This is a genomic window from Deinococcus sp. Marseille-Q6407 (assembly GCF_946848805.1).
Lineage (GTDB): Bacteria > Deinococcota > Deinococci > Deinococcales > Deinococcaceae > Deinococcus.
The window spans coordinates 105404-121288 of record NZ_CAMPFU010000004.1 but is presented as its reverse complement, the minus strand read 5'-3'; the positions used below and the strand labels follow the sequence as shown (position 1 = coordinate 121288).

General features: G+C 68.6%; 12 protein-coding genes. 8 read left to right on the top strand and 4 right to left on the bottom strand.

Annotated elements, in window-relative coordinates; all coding sequences use genetic code 11:
- Nucleotides 1-13: 13 nt before the first annotated feature.
- Complete coding sequence (locus tag OCI36_RS10335; protein ID WP_261665007.1) at nucleotides 14-298, top strand: FeoC-like transcriptional regulator; 285 nt, start codon at nucleotides 14-16, stop codon at nucleotides 296-298.
- A gap of 64 nt (nucleotides 299-362) precedes the next feature.
- Here the strand turns inward: OCI36_RS10335 and OCI36_RS10330 are convergent, their stop codons facing one another.
- Both OCI36_RS10330 and OCI36_RS10325 read right to left on the bottom strand, forming a co-directional pair.
- On the bottom strand, nucleotides 363-1703 hold the full coding sequence (locus tag OCI36_RS10330) for an FAD-dependent oxidoreductase (protein WP_261665006.1): 1341 nt from the start codon (nucleotides 1701-1703) through the stop codon (nucleotides 363-365).
- Between the two features lie 123 nt (nucleotides 1704-1826).
- A complete protein-coding gene (locus tag OCI36_RS10325) occupies nucleotides 1827-3527 on the bottom strand; it encodes a bifunctional metallophosphatase/5'-nucleotidase (protein ID WP_261665005.1) in 1701 nt (566 codons plus the stop codon).
- 328 nt (nucleotides 3528-3855) lie between these two features.
- Between OCI36_RS10325 and OCI36_RS10320 the strand changes: the two genes are divergently transcribed.
- Genes OCI36_RS10320 through trpA form a run of 6 tightly spaced genes read left to right on the top strand, consistent with a single transcriptional unit; the run spans nucleotide 3856 to nucleotide 10712 of the window.
- The gene (locus OCI36_RS10320) at nucleotides 3856-5466 is read left to right on the top strand and encodes an anthranilate synthase component 1 (protein WP_261665004.1); all 1611 of its coding nucleotides are present in this window, start codon (nucleotides 3856-3858) and stop codon (nucleotides 5464-5466) included.
- Nucleotides 5463-6140 (top strand): glutamine amidotransferase-related protein, encoded by a 678-nt coding sequence (locus OCI36_RS10315; protein ID WP_261665003.1) that lies wholly within the window; start codon nucleotides 5463-5465, stop codon nucleotides 6138-6140. The genes OCI36_RS10320 and OCI36_RS10315 overlap by 4 nt, the downstream gene beginning before the upstream one ends.
- Nucleotides 6137-7201 carry an anthranilate phosphoribosyltransferase gene (gene trpD / locus OCI36_RS10310; protein WP_261665002.1) on the top strand — a complete coding sequence of 355 codons (1065 nt, stop codon included), beginning with the start codon at nucleotides 6137-6139 and terminating at the stop codon, nucleotides 7199-7201. Before OCI36_RS10315 ends, trpD begins: the two co-directional genes overlap by 4 nt.
- Nucleotides 7198-8604 carry a bifunctional indole-3-glycerol-phosphate synthase TrpC/phosphoribosylanthranilate isomerase TrpF gene (gene trpCF, locus OCI36_RS10305; RefSeq protein ID WP_261665001.1) on the top strand — a complete coding sequence of 469 codons (1407 nt, stop codon included), beginning with the start codon at nucleotides 7198-7200 and terminating at the stop codon, nucleotides 8602-8604. The genes trpD and trpCF overlap by 4 nt, the downstream gene beginning before the upstream one ends.
- A gap of 60 nt (nucleotides 8605-8664) precedes the next feature.
- On the top strand, nucleotides 8665-9897 hold the full coding sequence (gene trpB / locus OCI36_RS10300) for a tryptophan synthase subunit beta (protein ID WP_261665000.1): 1233 nt from the start codon (nucleotides 8665-8667) through the stop codon (nucleotides 9895-9897).
- Entirely contained in the window at nucleotides 9894-10712 is an 819-nt protein-coding gene (gene trpA, locus OCI36_RS10295) for a tryptophan synthase subunit alpha (protein ID WP_261664999.1), read from the top strand. Before trpB ends, trpA begins: the two co-directional genes overlap by 4 nt.
- A gap of 59 nt (nucleotides 10713-10771) precedes the next feature.
- On the opposite strand, the gene ppk2 is transcribed toward trpA, so the two are convergent.
- Nucleotides 10772-12010 carry a polyphosphate kinase 2 gene (ppk2, locus tag OCI36_RS10290; protein WP_261664998.1) on the bottom strand — a complete coding sequence of 413 codons (1239 nt, stop codon included), beginning with the start codon at nucleotides 12008-12010 and terminating at the stop codon, nucleotides 10772-10774.
- Between the two features lie 41 nt (nucleotides 12011-12051).
- Nucleotides 12052-12969, bottom strand: a complete 918-nt coding sequence (locus OCI36_RS10285; protein ID WP_261664997.1) for a tyrosine-type recombinase/integrase — start codon at nucleotides 12967-12969, stop codon at nucleotides 12052-12054.
- A gap of 144 nt (nucleotides 12970-13113) precedes the next feature.
- On the opposite strand from OCI36_RS10285, the gene OCI36_RS10280 reads away from it, so the two are divergent.
- Nucleotides 13114-15873 carry a right-handed parallel beta-helix repeat-containing protein gene (locus OCI36_RS10280; RefSeq protein WP_261664996.1) on the top strand — a complete coding sequence of 920 codons (2760 nt, stop codon included), beginning with the start codon at nucleotides 13114-13116 and terminating at the stop codon, nucleotides 15871-15873.
- The last annotated feature ends 12 nt before the right edge of the window (nucleotides 15874-15885 follow it).

The window sequence follows — 15885 nt, the reverse complement described above, 5'->3', positions numbered from 1 at the left end:
AGGAAGAACCGAGATGCCGCTGCTGAAAACCGTTTTACAGGCCGTGGCCGGCGAGCCACTTACTCCGGCCGAGTTGGCCGGGCGGCTGGGCAGCACTCCGCAGGCGCTGGAAGGCATGCTGCTCACGCTGGAGCGCAGTGGCTACGTGCAGGCCGCGCAGCCACAGTCCGGTGACTGCCAGTGCGGCCCCTGCGCCCTGAAAAGCCTCTGCCGCAATGCCGATGACGAAGACGCCGGCACACCTTTGCCGCTGCTGCGGCTGACCCCCCGGGGCGAGCGCTACCTGGCCCGCCCCTGACCTGAAACCGCAGACGTTGAAGCTCGCCAGTCTGAGATAGTTCTCCAGGCCGGCGAGCGCCGCTTTACAGCAGCCGCAGCAGCCGGTCGGCCGCCACCAGCGGGAAATCCCAGGTGCTGGAAAAAGGCGGAGCGTAGGCCAAGTCGCTGTCGAAGAGGTCCTGCACGCTGGCGCCGGTGCCCAGCAGGGCGGCAATCACGTCGATGCGTTTGGCGGCGTGGTGTTCTTCCGCCACGATCTGTGCGCCCAGCAGCCGGCCGGAGCCCTTCTCGCCGGTCAGGCGAATGTGGACCGGCCGGGCGGCGCGATGGTAGCCGGCGGCGTCGGTGGTGCTCAGGTCCACCGAAGCGGCTTTCAACCCGGCTTGCTCGGCCTGCGCCTGGGTCAGCCCGCTCAGGCCGATGCCCAGCTCAAACGTCTTGAAAATACCGGTGCCCACGATGCCGGGAAAGGTGGCGTCGCCGCCGGCCATGTTCACGCCAGCCACCCGGCCCGCCCGGTTGGCGGTCAGCGCCAGCGGAATGTATACCGGCCGGCCGGTCACCCGGTGGAGGGCTTCGGCGCAGTCGCCGGCGGCAGAGATGCCCGGCACGTCCGTTTCCTGGCGGTTGTTCACGGCGATGGCACCACTTGCTCCCAGCGTCACGCCTGCCGCCCGAGCCAGCTCGGTGCGGGGGCGAATGCCGACCGCCACCAGCACGGTATCGGCGCGAATCAGGCCGGCGTCGGTCTGCACGCCGGTCACGCGCCCGTGACCGGTCAGGCCACTCACGCTGACGCCAGTGCGGACATCCACGCCGCCGCGTTCCAGCGCTGCCCGCACCGGCGCGCGCAGTGGTTCGTCCAGAATGGAAGCCACTTCAGGCATCCGCTCTACCAGTACCACACTCAGGCCACGTTGGCGCAGCATCTCGGCCATTTCCAGCCCGATATAGCCGCCGCCCACAATGCACACCCGCTGTGCGTCCCGCAGAGTCTCGTCCAGCGCCTGCGCGTCAGGAATGGACTTGAGCACGTGGACTCCCTGCAGGTCCGTCTGGGCAAAGGGAGGCCGCACCGGCTCGGCGCCAGTCGCCAGCAGCAAGCGGTCATACGGCTCGGCGCGGGTGGCCCCGTCCGGCCCACGGACCGTCACAGTGCCGGCGCGGGCGTCTACCCCTTCGGCCTGACAGCCCAGCCGCACCGAAATCCCGCGCTGCCGCATTTGCCCCGGCGTGCGGATCACCAGCCGGCCGAAGTCGCTGCCCTCTACCTCGCCGCCCAGCGCATAGGGCAGCCCACAGGCCGCGTAGGAGATGAACTCGCCCGCCTCGAACACCACAATGTCGGCGTCGGGGTTTTGTCGCCGCGCCCGGCTGGCGGCACTCATTCCGGCGGCCACGCCGCCCACGATCACGATTCGCATAAGGCTTTCAGCTTAAAGGTTGCCGGTACGCCGCCGGGTTAGACCCAGGCCAACGAACGCACAAGGGGCGGGAGGAAGCGGGATAGCCTCGCCCCTCCCTTCGCCTCCCCCGGCCCGGCAGTCTCAGGGGGCGGCGCGGGTGATCCGGTTCTGCGCGCCGGGCTTGACTGCACCGCTGCTCAGGTAAGCCGACAGCGCGTCCACATCCAGGCCGCCGCCCAGGCGGTCGCGGCCGGCCCGCAGTGCGCTGAAGTTGTCGCCCCCATCGGCCAGGAACGAGTTCACGGTCACGCGGTAATCGGCATTCATGTTCAGCGGCTGGCCGTTCAGGGTGACATCCCGCACGCGCTGCCCGGCCGGCTGCGACAGGTCATAGCTGTAGGCAAAGCCCTGGCTGACCTGCAAGATGCGCTGGCTGCCGGCCGAAGGGTTGTCGAACTGCTGTTCCAAAGTGGCCCTGATCTGTTCGCCGGTCAGGGTCAGCACGGTCAGCAGGTTGCCAAACGGCTGCACGGCGAAAATGTCGCCGTAGGTGACGGTGGTCGAGGACTGAGCCGAAGGCTGGGCCGGCAGGTCGGCGCGGATGCCGCCCGGGTTCATCAGGGCAATGACGGCCCCGCCCCGCTCGGGCGCGCGGGTGGCGGCCAGCTGGGCGTCGGCAATCAGGTCACCCAGGGCACTTTCCCCGGCGGCATTGGTCTGGCGGCTGAACTGCGGCGCGCCGATGGTCGCCACCACCCGGTTCGCTACCGGGGCAGTTTTGGCCTTGGCCTGCGCGGCCAGGTCGGCCAGCTCCGGCGAACTGTATTTCTGCGCGTCTACCAGCAGGTTCTCGGCTTTCACGCCGGTCACGCTGGACACCCCGTTCCTGCGGGTCACAGTCAGGTCCAGGCGCTGCATCAGCTGGCCCTGCGAGGCGCCCTGAATCACCGGACGGCCGCCCACCACGCAGTTGTAGGCCTGGTGGGTGTGGCCGGTCATTACGGCAACCACGCTGGGTTCAAGGCGCTTAACCACGTCCACGATGGGCCCGCTCAGGTCGGTACAGCCCGGCTGATCGTAGGGTGATCCGGCCGCGCCGCCCTGGTGAATCAGCGCAATCACGGCGTCGGCCCCCTGCTGCTTGACCTCGGGCAGCACTTTGTTGATGCTCTCGGCCTCGTCCTGGAATCGCAGCCCCGCGACGCCCGACGGCGTGACCACACTGGGGGCGTCTTTCAGTACGGCGCCCACAAAGGCAATATTCAGGTCGCCCACCTTGACCATCTTGTAGGCGGGGAACACGTGGGCGCCGTCCTTGTCGAACACATTGGCCGCGATGTAGCGGTAGCTTGCACCGGGAAAGTTGTTCTCGAACTGGCAGGCTTTCTCGGCGCGCGCGCCGCCGCAGCCGCCCTTTTGCAGGCGTTGCAGCTCCTTCAGGCCGTAGTCCAGCTCGTGGTTGCCCAGCACGTTCACGCTCATGCCCAGGCGGTTCATCGCCAGCACGCTCGGCTCGTCGGCCAGCAGGCTGCTGCTCAGCGGAGAAGCGCCGGTCAGGTCGCCCACGCCCACCAGCACGGTGTTGGGGTTGGCGGTGCGGATCTCCTGCACCAACCCGCCGATGGCCGAAATCCCGCCGGCCGGGGCCGGCATGGTCTTGCCAGGGTTCTTGGGGTCATTCACCTGCTTGCCCCGGAAAGAGGATGGCTCCAGCTGGCCGTGAAAGTCGTTCAGACCCAGCACCGTCACGGTGGTGGTGCCGTCGGCCGGTTGGGGCTGGGCTGGTTGGTGGCAGGCGGCCAGCAGCAACGGCAAAGAGATGAGCGACATGAGCTTTTTCATAACGGCCACTATAGAGTAGAGGGGTTTCGTTTGCCAGATGTCAGCAATTTCTGCGGAGCCGGGAGGCACCTGGGTTGACAGTCTCCTGCCGGACCCCTACACTCGGCTACATGAAGATTCAGAGCAACCGCTGGTGGTGGCCCTCGCTGAAGCGAGCCGGCCATCTCCGCGTCTGAATCCTGACAGGAAAATTTTTCCTCTCCCTTACAGACCCCGCCCGCTCGCCTCCCCGCAGGCGGGCGTTTTTTTATTCGGTAGACCGGAGAGCCCCGCCGCAGCTGCTTTCCCTTTTTCTCTTCTTCCCCTCTCAGAAAGGCTCCCTCTGCCGATGCTGCTCTCCTTTCAGTCTCCCGCGCCCTATCAGCCCGACGCCCTGCACTACTTTCAGGCGCTGCGCGGCGCACTGCCCGGCAGCTCCGGCCCCGAAAGCGTGCTGCTGGAATCTGCCGACGTGCGCTCCGGCGCCCACCTCAAAAGCCTGATGATGCTCACGCCTGCCCTGCGCCTGACCTGCTGCGGCCACATGGTCAGCGTGCAGGCGCTCACGCCTACCGGTGAGACGGCACTGGCACAGCTGGCCGGCGCCCTGCCGCAGTTCGTGACCGCGCAGGAACCCCGAAGCCTCGAATTGCTGTTTCCCGCGCCTCCGGCCGGCCTCAGCGAAAGCCAGCGGCTGGCTGCACCCAGCAACGTGGAGCCGCTGCGGGCGCTGCAAAAGTTGCCAGTGCGGCCCGGGGCGCCGGAACAACTGGGCCTGCCCGGCGAGTTGTTTCCACTGCTGTTGGGCATCTTTGGCTTCGACCTGCTGGATTCGTTCGAGGAGTTGCCCCCGGTGCCGGCAGGCGTGAACAGCTGCCCCGACTACCGCTTTTACCTGGCAGAAACGGCCCTGGTGCTGGACCATCAGCAGGAGACGGCTCAGCTGCTGGCACTGGCCACACCAGATACCGCCGCCGACCGGCAGCAGCAGCTGGACGCGCTGGCCGCGCAGCTGCAAACCCTGCCTGCGCCGCTGCCCCCGGCCACGCTAGCAGCAGCCACAGCCGCCGCTCCGCCCGCCCAGGTGTTCCCCGACGACCGGACCTTCATGGCGCAGGTCAGCCGGCTCAAGGAGCATATCCAAGCCGGCGACATCTATCAGGTGGTGCCCTCGCGGCGCTTTACCCTGCCCTGCCCCAGCGCCCTGGCCGCCTACGCCGAGCTGAAGGCGATCAACCCCAGCCCTTACCTGTTTTACCTGCACGCCGGCGAGTTCGAGCTGTTCGGCGCCTCGCCGGAATCGGCGCTGAAGTTCACGGCCGCCACGCGCCAGGCCGAGCTGTATCCTATCGCCGGCACCCGGGCGCGGGGCCGGGACGAACGCGGCGACATCTGCCCCGAACGCGACCACCGCCAGGAGCTGGAACTGCGGCTGGACCGCAAGGAGCTTTCCGAGCACCTGATGCTGCTGGACCTGGCCCGCAACGATCTGGCGCGGGTGGCGGTGCCGGGCACCCGGCAGGTGGCGCGGCTGCTGGAAGTGGACCGCTACTCGCAGGTGATGCACCTGGTCAGTCAGGTGGTGGCCGAGCTGAAACCGGGGCTGGACGCTCTGGACGCCTACCGCGCCTGCATGAATATGGGCACCCTGAGCGGCGCGCCCAAGCTGGAAGCCATGCGCCTGATCCGCGAAACCGAGGGCGAGCGGCGTGGCAGTTACGGCGGCGCGGTGGGCTATCTGGCCGGAAACGGCGACATGGACACCTGCATCGTGATTCGCTCGGGCTTCGTGCAGGGCGGGCAGTGCACCGTGCAAGCCGGCGCCGGCGTGGTCCGCGACTCGGACCCGGCCGCCGAAGCCACCGAAACCGAGCAAAAAGCACGTGCAGTGCTGCTGGCTGTTGCCCGGGCGCAGGCGCAAGCAGAGGGCTCAGTTCAGGCACAGGAGCAGAGCGCATGACCCGGCCCCAGCCTTCTGCCTCTGGAACCCCGGGGCCCCAGGTGCTGCTGCTGGACAACCGCGATTCCTTCGTCTACAACCTGCTGGACGAATTCGCCTCGGCCGGGATGACCACCGAGGTCTACCGCAACAACGTTCCGGCCCCGCAGCTGCTGGCCCGGCTGAGCGAACTGCAGGCCCAGCCGGGCGGCGTGCTGCTGGTGCTCTCGCCCGGCCCCGGCCACCCACAGGACGCCGGCGAACTGTCGCCGCTGCTGCGGGCCGCCCTGGGCCGCTTTCCGGTGCTGGGCATCTGCCTGGGCTTTCAGGCGCTGCTGGAAGTTTGCGGCAATCCGGTGGGCCGGGTGGGCGCGGTCCACGGCGAAGCGCAGCCGCTGACCCTGACCGCTGAAGGCACCGGGCACCCGCTGTTCGCCGGGCTGGGCACCGTCAGCGTGGCCCGCTATCACTCGCTGGGCACCCGCGCCGTGCCCCCGGACCTCTGCTCACTGGCCGAGATAGACGGCATCTGTATGGCCGCCGAACACCGCCAGGTCCCAGCACTGGGCTTTCAGTTCCACCCTGAATCCATCCTGACACCCCGGGGCCGCGAACTGCTGCTGCGGGCCGCCGAATACCTTGTCCAGCCCAGTGCTTCTCAGCCAAGCAGCCATCCCCAGGAGGCCTCCCAATGACCCGTTCCCGCACCATTCCCACCCCGCCCGACCTGCTCCGCTCGGTGCTGCTGGGCCAGCGCCTGACCCAGCAGGAGTCGCAGCAGCTCTTTACCGCCATGATCGGCGGCGACTTCAGCGAAGGGCAGATGGCCGGGCTGCTGATCGCCATGAAGACGCGCGGCGAAACGGCCGAAGAACTGGCCGGCGCCGCCCTGGCCTACCGCTGCGCCTGCCTGCCCTTTCCCAGGCAGCCGCGCCCGATTGCCGACTGCGTGGGCACCGGCGGCGACATGGCCGGCACCATCAACATTTCCACCACGGCGGCGCTGGCAGCGTCCAGCCTGGGCGTGCCGGTCGCCAAGCACGGCAACCGCTCGGTCAGCAGCCGCACCGGGTCGGCCGACCTGGCCGAAGCGCTGGGCATTCCCACCCAGCTGAGCAGCGAGGACGCCGCCCGGCAGCTGGCCGAGCACGACTTCTGCTATATCTTCGCTACCCAGTACCACCCGGCGGTGGGCCGCATCATGCCGCTGCGCCGGGCGCTGGCGGTGCCCACCCTGCTGAATTTCCTGGGGCCGCTGCTGAACCCGGCCCGCCCCACCCGGCAGCTGCTGGGCGTGGCCCGCGCCGAGGTGGCCCCGCTGCTGGCGCAGACGCTGGCGCAGCTGGGCCAGACCCGGGCGCTGGTGGTCCACGGCTCGGGCCTGGACGAGATCGCGCTGCACGGCCCCACCCAGGTGTACGAGGTGTTCGAGGACGACCGAATCGAGCACTACACCATCACCCCGGCCGATATGGGCCTGCAGGACCGGCCGCTGTCGGCGCTGGTGGGCGGCGGCCCACAGGACAACGCCCGGATGATCCGCGAGGTGCTGGAAGGCCGCGGCGCCGAGGCGCACCGTGAGGCCATCGCCGCTGCAACCGGCGCCCTGCTGTACCTGATGGGCGACACCCCCAGCATCCGCGACGGGGTCGAGGTGGCGCTGGAACAGCTGCGCTCGGGCCAGGTAGCGGAACACGTCGAGCGGCTGAAGCACCCGGCCCACGCCGCCTCCGCGCAGGCACAGGTGGACGCATGAGCGAGGTTCTGCGCCGAATCGTCGCCCAGCGCCGCGTGCGGGTGGAGGAACTGCGGGCACGCTACGGCGACCTGCGTGCCGCCGACCTGCCGCCCAGCCGCCGCAGCCTGAAAGCCGCGCTGGCGCCGGGCGACGCTTTTATCCTGGAGTGCAAAAGCGCCAGCCCCAGCCTGGGAGCCATTCGCTCCGACTACCGCCCGCAGGAGCTGGCCCACATCTACTCGCGCTACGGGGCCGCCATCTCGGTGCTGACCGAGCCGGACTTCTTCGGCGGCGACTACGCGCACCTGCAGACGGTGGCGCTCTCCACCCACCTGCCGGTGCTGTGCAAGGACTTTGTGGTGGACGAGGTGCAGGTGCTGGCCGCCCGCCACTATGGCGCCGACGCCATCTTGCTGATGCTGTCGGTGCTGGACGATGAGGAATACCGCCGGCTGGCAGCGCTGGCCCGCTCGCTGGGGCTGGACATTCTGACCGAGGTCAGCTCCCCGGAAGAGATGCGGCGGGCCGCCGCGCTGGGCGCCGAGATCATCGGCATCAACCACCGCGACCTGCGCGACCTGAGCATTGACCTGAACCGCTCGGCGGAGCTGGCGCCGCTGGCTCCGGCCGGCGCCGTGCTGGTGGCCGAATCGGGCCTGCGAGACAACGCTGCGGTGCGCCGCACGGCGCCGCGCGTGAAGGCTTTTCTGGTGGGCAGCAGCCTGTGCAGCCAGCCGGACGTGGACCGCGCCGCCCGGCAGCTGATTTACGGCGAACACAAGGTCTGCGGCCTGACCACGCCGGGAGCTGCTCAGGCCGCAGCGGCAGCCGGGGCGCTGTACGGCGGCCTGATTTTCGCGCCCGGCTCACCGCGTGAGGTAAGCGTGGCGCAGGCTCAAGCACTCACGGCCGCCGCACCGCAGCTGGACTGGGTGGCGGTGTTCACCGGCCACGACCCCGCCGAAGCGGCTGCGCTGGCCCGCGCTCTGCCGCTATACGCCCTTCAGCTGCACGGCCGTCAGGACGACACCTTCATCCAGGCGCTACGCGAGCAGCTGCCGGCCGGGGTGCAGGTCTGGTACGCGCTGGATGTCCCGGCCGGCCAGCCGCTGCCCGGCGCGGCGGTGGACCGCTTCGTGCTGGACCGGGGCGCCGGCGGCACCGGGCAGCCGTTCGACTGGGCGCAGATTCCGCCGGAACTGCGAAGAAGCTCGCTGCTGGCCGGCGGTCTGTCCCCGGCCAATGCCCAGGCGGCCCTCCAGACCGGCGTGCTGGGCCTGGATTTCAACTCCGGCCTGGAGCGCGAAAAGGGGGTCAAGGACGCAGCGCTGATTGCCCAGGCTTTTGCCCAGCTGCGGCAATACGGCGGCCAGACACGCCCGGACACCGCACCGCCGGAGGTCCAGCTGTCCATTCACTGACGCGGCGCAGCCCAAACTCTCTTTCCGCCTTTCTCCCCTTTCTAGATAAGGAGCTCACCCATGACCACCCAGACTTCCCCGGCCACCCCACGCCCCGGCGGCACGCCGCAGCTGCCCGCCTACTTCGGCGAGTTCGGCGGGCAATACGTGCCCGAAATCCTGCTGCCGGCGCTCGATCAGCTGGAAGCCGAGTTCATCGCCGCGCAGAGCGACCCCGAATTTCAGGCCGAGTTCCGCAGCCTGCTGAAAGACTATCTGGGCCGCCCCACGCCCCTGACCGAGTGCCGTCATCTGCCGCTGAAAGGTGGGGCCCGCATTTTTCTCAAGCGCGAAGACTTGGTTCACGGCGGCGCCCACAAGACCAATCAGGTGCTGGGGCAGGCTCTGCTGGCGCGGCGAATGGGCAAGCAGCGGGTGATTGCCGAAACCGGCGCCGGGCAGCACGGCACCGCCACCGCGCTGGCCTGCGCTCTGATGGGCCTGGACTGCACCATCTACATGGGCGCCAAGGACGTGGCCCGGCAGCAGCCCAACGTGTTCCGCATGGAACTGATGGGCGCCAAGGTGGTGCCGGTGGACTCCGGCAGCGGCACCCTCAAGGACGCCGTGAACGAGGCGCTGCGCGACTGGACCGCCTCCTACGACACCACCCACTACCTGCTGGGCACCGCCGCCGGGCCGCACCCCTTTCCCACCATCGTGCGCAAATTCCACCGGATGATTTCAGAGGAAGCCAAGGCGCAGATGATCGAGCGGACCGGGCGGCTGCCGGACGAGGTGATTGCGTGCGTGGGCGGCGGCAGCAATGCCATCGGTATGTTCGCGGACTTTCTGGACGAGCCGGGCGTGCGGCTGACCGGTGTGGAGCCGGCCGGCGAGGGCCTGGACAGCGGGCGGCACGGCGCGCCCATCTACGCCGGCAAAATCGGGATTCTGCACGGCTCGCGCACCTTTGTGATGCGCACCGCCGAGGGGCAGGTGGAAGAATCACACTCGGTGTCGGCGGGGCTGGATTATCCCGGCGTGGGGCCGCAGCACGCCTATTTACAGCAGACCGGCCGCGCCCAGTACGTGGGGATTACCGACGCGGAAGCGGTGGAAGCGTTCCGGCTGCTCAGCCAGTACGAGGGCATCATCCCCGCGCTGGAATCGGCGCACGCGCTGGCCTACGCGCTGAAAGTGGCCCAGGACGCCCCCGAAGGCACCACGCTGCTGGTCAATCTCTCGGGGCGCGGTGACAAGGACATTGACCATGTGCGGTCGCTGCTGGCCGCCGGGGAGGAGCAGGCATGACCCGCTACGAGATGATGTTTGCGGCGCTGCGGGGACGCGGCGAGCGGGGCGCCTTCGTGCCCTTCGTGACGCTGGGTGATCCGGACGTGGAGACCAGCGAAAAGGTGATCCGCGCCCTGCTGGACGCTGGTGCTGACGCGCTGGAACTGGGCCTGCCTTTCTCAGACCCGGTGGCCGACGGCCCCACCATTCAGGCGGCCAATATCCGGGCGCTGGCGGCCGGCGCCGGGCTGAGCACCGGGCTGAACATCATCCGTCGGGTCCGCGCCGATTATCCGGACGCGCCTATCGGCCTGCTGGTGTATGCCAACCTGGTGGAATCGTTCGGGCTGGAGGAATTTTACGGCGGGGTGGCGGCCGCCGGCGGTGACTCGGTGCTGGTGGCCGACGTACCGCTGCGCGAGGGCCAGCGCTTTCAGGATGCCGCCGCCCGGCACGGCATCGCGCCCATTTTCATCGCGCCGCCTGACGCCAGCGAGGAGCGCCTGCGTGGGGTGGCGCAGAGGTCGCAGGGTTACGTGTACCTGCTGGCCCGCTCGGGCGTGACCGGCACCGAGGGCGGCACCGCCCGGCCGGCCGAGGCCGTGATCCGGGCGCTGCGGAACGCGGGCGGCCCCCCGGCGCTGCTGGGCTTCGGCATCTCGTGGCCCGAACACGTGCGGGCCGCGCTGGACGCCGGCGCTGGCGGCGCCATCAGCGGCTCGGCAGTGGTACAGATCATCGAAGATCATCTGGACGATGAAGCCGCCATGCTGGACGGGCTGCAAGCTTACGTGCGGCAGATGAAGGCCGCGACCCGGCCGGGCGAACAGTAAAAAGGCAAGCGGCGGGAGTGCCTCTGACTCCTGCCGCTTGCCTTGACTGGACCCGGTGCTTATTTCTTCTTGGCGTGTCCGCCCTTGGGCGCTGCCGCCCCGGGTTTGCCGGGCAGCTCGGCCACGTCGGGCAGTTCGTCGCGGTCGTAAAGGCCCTGAGCGCGGCCCACGATCAGCGGGTCAGACACGCCGACATTGGCCGGGTCGCGGTTGTCGTACGGCATGCTGGACAGCACGTGCCGCATGGCATTCAGGCGGGCACGCTTCTTGTCGTCACTCTTGACCACGTACCAGGGCGCGTCGGCGGTGTCGGTATGAAAGAACATCGCTTCCTTGGCGCGGGTGTAGTCGTCCCATTTGTCCAGGCTGGCCATGTCGATCGGGGACAGTTTCCACTGCTTGAGGGGATGAATCTGGCGTTCCTTGAAGCGGCGGCGCTGCTCGGCGCGGCTGACGCTGAACCAGAACTTGATCAGCCGGGTGCCGCTGCGGACCAGTTGCCGCTCGAATTCGGGTGCTTGCCGCAGGAACTCGTGGTACTCGTCATCGGTGCAAAAGCCCATCACCCGCTCCACGCCGGCGCGGTTGTACCACGACCGGTCGAACAGCACGATTTCGCCGGCGGTAGGCAGGTGCTGGATGTAGCGCTGGAAATACCACTGCCCCGCTTCGGTGGGGGTGGGTTTTTCCAAGGCCACCACCCGGCTGCCGCGCGGGTTGAGGTGCTCGGTAAAGCGCTTGATGGTGCCGCCTTTGCCGGCGGCGTCACGGCCCTCGAAGATGATCACCACCTTCTGGCCGGTGTCTTTGACCCAGGCCTGCAGTTTGAGCAGTTCGATTTGCAGGCGGTATTTTTCCTGCTCGTAGGTCCGGCGGCTCATGTGGTAGCGGTAAGGGTAGCCGCCCTCGCGCCAGTCGGGGTTGAGTTGTTCGTTCAGCTCGGCGCCGTCCTCGCTGGCCGGGTCTTCCGCCTGCCCGCGCTTGAGGGCCCTGAGCAGCGCCCGCTGTTCGTCGGGTGAGAGGGCGTCCAGCAGCGTGCGCGCCACCCCGCCGATGTCCTCGATGGGAGTGTTCAGCAGAATGTCCTGGGTGGCCACTGCCCGGCCCGACCCTTTGGCCTCGCCACGCTCCTGCACGTATTTTTCCTCGACCTGCTGCTCATCCAACCCATAGGAGCGGGGGTTGACGCGGGTCGCCGGCAGCACCTCGGTGTCGGGCACTTCCATCGGCACCACTGGCTCGGCGGCCTGTGGGGGCGCGGCGGTAGAGGCACTGGCTTTCGCTCTGGACTTAGACATGCCCAATTTTACCGGCTGTCAAGCAGGAAGAATGTCACAGTTCAGGAATCTTCGGCTCCGGTGTTCGGCTCCGCTGCCGGGTACGCTTTCTGCTCTTCCAGCACCCCGCGGGCCAGGTCCAGGGCCTCAGCGTAAGCTTTGGGACTGACATAGCCGGCATCCTGAGCGGAAAGGATGTTCCCGAAGTCGCGCAGCGCCGCCTGCCGCAGGTGCGACGGCGGCACATAATCGGTGTTGGCCAGTTTGCAGGTGCGCCATAGTGCCTGCCGGAAGCCGGCGTCGGTGCGGATGGTCATGACCCAGCCCTTGGAAAAGAGCCAGCCGCCCTGCTTGTCGGCCAGATTCTGCAGGGCCTGCAGTACTTCCGGCGCCACATGTGTCTCGGTGCGCCGCCGCAGGATGGTGCCGCGCTGCGGGTCGATGTCCGACCATTTCAGGCCCAGCACCTCGCCGGTCTGGAAAGCCTGCCAGGTGATCAGGTACAGGGCCGCTTTCATTTCCGGGTCATCCGCCTGAGCGATCAAGCGCTCGATGGCTTCCCGTGACGGCAGGTAATTCAGCTTGCGCTGCGCGGGCGGCCGCTTGAAGCCGTAAAGCGGATCGCGTCCGATCAGGCCTTCGTCGTACAGGGCGCGGTACATGGCGCCCAGCAGGGTCAGGCGGGTCCGCACAGTGTTGGGCTTGGCGGTGTCGGGGCCGCTGCGGGTTTCACCCAGTGGTGCGCCCAGCCAGGCCTGGAAGTCCTCGGGCGGGTCCAGCAGGTTGATTCCGTCGCGCTCTGCCGCCTCGAAAATCCACTTCAGAGTGGAGCGAACGGTGTGCTGCGGCGCCCGGAACGCGTCTGGCAGCATCGCCACCACCCGGTCCAGGTCCGCTCCGCGCACAGCCTGGGCCAGCTTGAGCCGGCGCTCGTCCTGCGGGACATCGCCTGGGGCCGGGATCTGACCACCTTTTGTCATACGCGCAGTATGTGGGAAAGAGGGGGCAGATGCAACCGTTCAGGCCTGGGGAGCTGGCCGAATCAGCCGGACACAGAAAGAGGCTCCGGCAGCACAAAAGAGCCCCGTTGCCGCGGCCTGTCCAGTATCATCGGAACCGAACTGATGACGCAGTCCCAGATTCCCGACCCGAGTCCGCTGGCCCCCGGAGACCGGGCCGGCGACTTCCGTATCCTGTCGCTGACCGGACAGGCCGGCATGCATGGCTATACGGTGCAGCACTATCAGGTCGAACCGCTCGCGCCAGTGCAGGAAGCAGACAGCCCGGCCCTGCTGCTGCGCCGAATCCTGCCCCCGCCACCGGAAGCACGCACCGAAGCCGAGTGGCTGGCGGCTGTGCAGGCACGCCCGGCGGCCGAGCGGCAGGCCTTCAGCCCGGCCCTGACCGCCTGGAGCGACGCGCAGGCCAGCTTCCTGGTCTACCGGGAACGCCCGGGACAGAGCCTGGCACAGTACCTGGAGCACCACCCGCCGCTGCCTCCGCAGGACGGCGAACTGCTGGCACGTGGGCTGCTGGGAGCGGCCGCGCAGCTGCACACGGCCGGTCTGCACCTGCCGGGGCTGACACCAGCACAGGTCTGGCTGGATCAGGGGGGCGGCGTGGGGGTGCAGGACCTCTGGGCCGCGCTGGGCGAAGGCTCGGTCGGCAGCGACCTGCAGCGCATCGGCGCCCTGCTGCGCGGAGCGGTGCAGTTGCTGCCGGCCGGTTCCCCTCTGGCCCGGCTGCTGGACGCCCTGAGCGCCCCGGCCGGCGCGGGCCTGCCGATCTCCGCCCCGGCGGCCCTGCGGCTGCTGGACCGGCCCGCGGTGCCGCCGGCTGTCCCGCAAGCCGGGGCACCAGCTCCAGCAACCGCTCCGGTCAGCGAGCACGAGTTTGCCGCGCCCGCACCAACGAACGCGGTGCCCGCCCCGGCCCCGCGTCCGTTGTGGCCCTGGCTGCTGCCAGTGGCACTGGCTTTGCTGGGAGGCATTGTTTATCTTGGCTTGCCGCAGCTGCGTGAGGCCCTCCAGACAAAAACGCAAAGTGTGCAGACCGCGCAGACTGAAAAGACCACGGTGGCCAGCGCCAGCAGCACGGCCGAGGCACCCGGCGCTATGACCGGCAGCGCGCCCAACCCCGGCGACGCCGCGCAGCTGATGACCCTGCCTGCCTCGCTGAACCTGCGCCCAGCCGCCGACACTGCCGGCACGCCGTTAGCCGCCATTCCAGGCCGCAGCGTGGTCAAGGTACTGTCGCAAAAAGGAGACTGGTACAAGGTGTGTTACGGCCAGCAGACCGGCTGGCTCAAGGCCGAATACACCCTACCGGTGCTGGATTCGGCCAAGGTCGGGGCGCTGATGCAGGCGGCGGCCAAAGGTGGGCGGGTAACCCTCGCCAGGGGCGTCTATCTGCTCACCGCACCGCTGGAACCGCGCTGGGACACCGAACTGATCGGCCAGGGCCAGCAGCAGACTTACCTGCTGGGCAGCGGCGGCGGCAGCGCCGTGTTGTCGCGCGACGTGCACCTGTCCCTGCAGAACCTGACGGTGGCCTGGGCCGGCCGGGAGGCAGGAGCAGCTGTGCGGGTCGAACGCGGCCAATTCACCGGGCAGAACATCTGGCTGACCGGCGCCGTTCCCTCAGGCACCCAGCAGATGCAGGGCAGCGGTCTGTGGCTGCGGTCCGGCGCCCAGGCCACTGTCAGCGACAGCCTCTTTTCGCGCAACACCATCGGCATCAGTGTGGAAGACAGCACCCTGACGCTCAGCGGCTCCAGGCTGGAACACAACAGCATCACCGGCGTGCGGTTCAGCGGCCAGACCGGCGGTGACCTACACGACAACCTGCTGGACAGCAACGCCGAAAGCGGCGCTGTCATCACCGGCAGCGCCAAACCGGCCCTGCGGGGCAACCGCTTTCAGGGCCGACAGCAGCGCGGGGTAGAAATCAGCGGCGCGGCGGCCCCCACCCTGGAAGACAACCGGATCAGCGGCGGCCAGAACACCGTCAGCGTGGGCGGTCAGGCCCAGCCGCAGCTGCGCGGCAACCAGCTGAGTGATGCCTCGCAGGAGAGCCTGCTGTATCTGGCCCAGGCCAGCGGCAGCGCCGAAGGCAACACCATCAGCGGCAGCCGGACCGGCATCCGGCTAGGCGAAGCAGCAGCCCCAACACTGCGCAGCAATCAGCTGCTGAACATTCACGGGAGCGCGCTGGACTACAGCGGCACCGCCGGCGGAGAAGCCAGCGAAAACGTGATTGAAGGCGCCGAGGGCAACGGCATTGTCATTGCCGGGCAGGCCGCACCGGTACTGGAGGGCAACCGGATCAGCGGCGGCCGGCAAAGTGGTGTGGTCTTGCAGGACAAAAGCCGCGCACAGCTGAGGCGCAACACGGTGCAGCAGCAGGCCCAGAACGGCATCGTGGTGCGCGGTGAAGCGGCGCCGGTGCTGGAGCAAAATGCCCTGCTGGGCAACGGCGGCTACGGCCTGGTCTTCAAGGAAGCGGCCGGCGGCACCGGCGAGCGCAATCTCTGCCAGAACAACCGGGCCGGCCGGGCCACCGTGCAGCTGAATCCGGCGGCTTTCGGTCCCCTGTTCGGCCGCGACGGCTGCCTGGACGGCATTACCTGGCCGCCGCCTGTGCCGCCCGAAGCTCCAGCCGCTTCCGCTGCAGCGGCCACTCAGGCCCCAGCCCAGAAAGCGGCGCCAGCCAAGAATGCGCCCAGCACAGCAGAACAGAACAAGTCCCCATCACCGGGGCAATCACAGGCACAGCCATCCATGACCCCGGGACCTGCGGCGGCCCCTGCAAGTGACCCGGTTCCTGCCACGCCGCTAGAGCCCCTGCCGGCCGAGACAGGATCGGAGATCAGCGTCTCTCCCTGAAAAAAGAAAGCG

Excerpts from the sequence above, each read along its gene's own strand:
- OCI36_RS10335 (WP_261665007.1), top strand. The coding sequence starts at position 14 with ATGCCGCTGCTGAAAACCGTTTTACAGGCCGTGGCCGGCGAGCCACTT.
- OCI36_RS10330 (WP_261665006.1), bottom strand. The coding sequence starts at position 1,703 with ATGCGAATCGTGATCGTGGGCGGCGTGGCCGCCGGAATGAGTGCCGCC.
- OCI36_RS10325 (WP_261665005.1), bottom strand. The coding sequence starts at position 3,527 with ATGAAAAAGCTCATGTCGCTCATCTCTTTGCCGTTGCTGCTGGCCGCC.
- OCI36_RS10320 (WP_261665004.1), top strand. The coding sequence starts at position 3,856 with ATGCTGCTCTCCTTTCAGTCTCCCGCGCCCTATCAGCCCGACGCCCTG.
- OCI36_RS10315 (WP_261665003.1), top strand. The coding sequence starts at position 5,463 with ATGACCCGGCCCCAGCCTTCTGCCTCTGGAACCCCGGGGCCCCAGGTG.
- trpD (WP_261665002.1), top strand. The coding sequence starts at position 6,137 with ATGACCCGTTCCCGCACCATTCCCACCCCGCCCGACCTGCTCCGCTCG.
- trpCF (WP_261665001.1), top strand. The coding sequence starts at position 7,198 with ATGAGCGAGGTTCTGCGCCGAATCGTCGCCCAGCGCCGCGTGCGGGTG.
- trpB (WP_261665000.1), top strand. The coding sequence starts at position 8,665 with ATGACCACCCAGACTTCCCCGGCCACCCCACGCCCCGGCGGCACGCCG.
- trpA (WP_261664999.1), top strand. The coding sequence starts at position 9,894 with ATGACCCGCTACGAGATGATGTTTGCGGCGCTGCGGGGACGCGGCGAG.
- ppk2 (WP_261664998.1), bottom strand. The coding sequence starts at position 12,010 with ATGTCTAAGTCCAGAGCGAAAGCCAGTGCCTCTACCGCCGCGCCCCCA.
- OCI36_RS10285 (WP_261664997.1), bottom strand. The coding sequence starts at position 12,969 with ATGACAAAAGGTGGTCAGATCCCGGCCCCAGGCGATGTCCCGCAGGAC.
- OCI36_RS10280 (WP_261664996.1), top strand. The coding sequence starts at position 13,114 with ATGACGCAGTCCCAGATTCCCGACCCGAGTCCGCTGGCCCCCGGAGAC.